The sequence below is a fragment of the Candidatus Thiosymbion oneisti genome, assembly GCF_900092655.1.
Lineage (GTDB): Bacteria > Pseudomonadota > Gammaproteobacteria > Chromatiales > Chromatiaceae > Thiosymbion > Thiosymbion oneisti.
Window position 1 is genome coordinate 1 of record NZ_FLUY01001123.1, and the last position, 981, is coordinate 981.

The 981-nt window shown below is 42.2% G+C and carries 3 protein-coding genes; all 3 read right to left on the reverse strand.

Annotated elements, in window-relative coordinates; translation table 11 throughout:
- Positions 1-120 precede the first annotated feature (120 nt).
- The gene (locus tag BQ17_RS11415) at positions 121-417 is read right to left on the reverse strand and encodes a type II toxin-antitoxin system RelE/ParE family toxin (protein ID WP_089727163.1); all 297 of its coding nucleotides are present in this window, start codon (positions 415-417) and stop codon (positions 121-123) included.
- On the reverse strand, positions 414-695 hold the full coding sequence (locus BQ17_RS11420; RefSeq protein WP_089727166.1) for a type II toxin-antitoxin system Phd/YefM family antitoxin: 282 nt from the start codon (positions 693-695) through the stop codon (positions 414-416). The genes BQ17_RS11415 and BQ17_RS11420 overlap by 4 nt, the downstream gene beginning before the upstream one ends.
- 81 nt (positions 696-776) lie before the next feature.
- On the reverse strand, positions 777-981 hold a 205-nt coding region (locus tag BQ17_RS22665; protein ID WP_218068236.1), incomplete at its 5' end, for a hypothetical protein.

Here is a 981-nt window from a genome sequence, read left to right on the forward strand (position 1 = left end):
TCAATGGGTCGCGGAGGATCATAATGTCCTCCTGGCCGACTGACGCCGAAGGGGAATTTTGTGGGGATACTTCAGGGGCTGTCCCCGTTTTTACCTGCGTTTTTACCCGGATTTGCCTTGTTATGCTTTAATTTCTTCAATAGGAAGTATTTGTTTACCATGTCGCACGGTGAGTATTATTACCTCAGTATTTTCATATTTATATATAATTCGATAATTGCCACTTATAATTTCACGGAAAGCCTTGTTCTTGATTTCAGGCACTACACGCCCACTTTCAGGAAATTCATCCAGTCTTTCAACCAGAGTAAATATTTTATCTACCCATTTTTCAGTGGCTCTTGGTTTATCTTGTGCGATATATTCAGCAATTTCAGATACTCTGTCTATAGCTAGTGGAGACCAAGTTATACTCATTTATTCAACCTGGCTAATATCATTTTCTTTGCGTTATGATGCTCAACACCGTTCCCCTCATTCAATTGCACAATAGCTGTTTGAATGTCTTCAAGTAATTCAATTTTTTCCCGCATTGCTTCATATTCAGCCACATCAAGAAGAACACCTACACCTTTACCATGCTGTGTAATTACTAAAGGTCTTTTAGTTTCATGGACTTGTTTGATGAATGATGCGACCCCTGACCGAAATTCGGACATTGGACGAATGTCTTGATCAATGATTGGATGATGCATATCTCACCTCAAAAACGTACTCAATTTTGTACAGTATAGCGTACTTCCGGCGAGATGTCTTTTTAGAGCATAACGTCTGAATCAGCCGCCGACGAAGGAGGTTGGTTGAATTTGTCTTGTTGGGCAAAAGGTGCTCCACACTAGAGAATAAGCCATTTTTAGCCGACAGTTTTCACTGTTTTGCGACGAACTCTCCGATAGGGGAAGGATCAATGCCATTAAGTTAGCTGCCGGCCGCTGGTCGTGGTAGGTCGGGTTAGGCGCGTGCTTCGGTGTTCGGTTGGGT

Coding starts and splice junctions, on each gene's coding strand:
- BQ17_RS11420 (WP_089727166.1), bottom strand. CDS start 695: ATGCATCATCCAATCATTGATCAAGACATTCGTCCAATGTCCGAATTT.
- BQ17_RS11415 (WP_089727163.1), bottom strand. CDS start 417: ATGAGTATAACTTGGTCTCCACTAGCTATAGACAGAGTATCTGAAATT.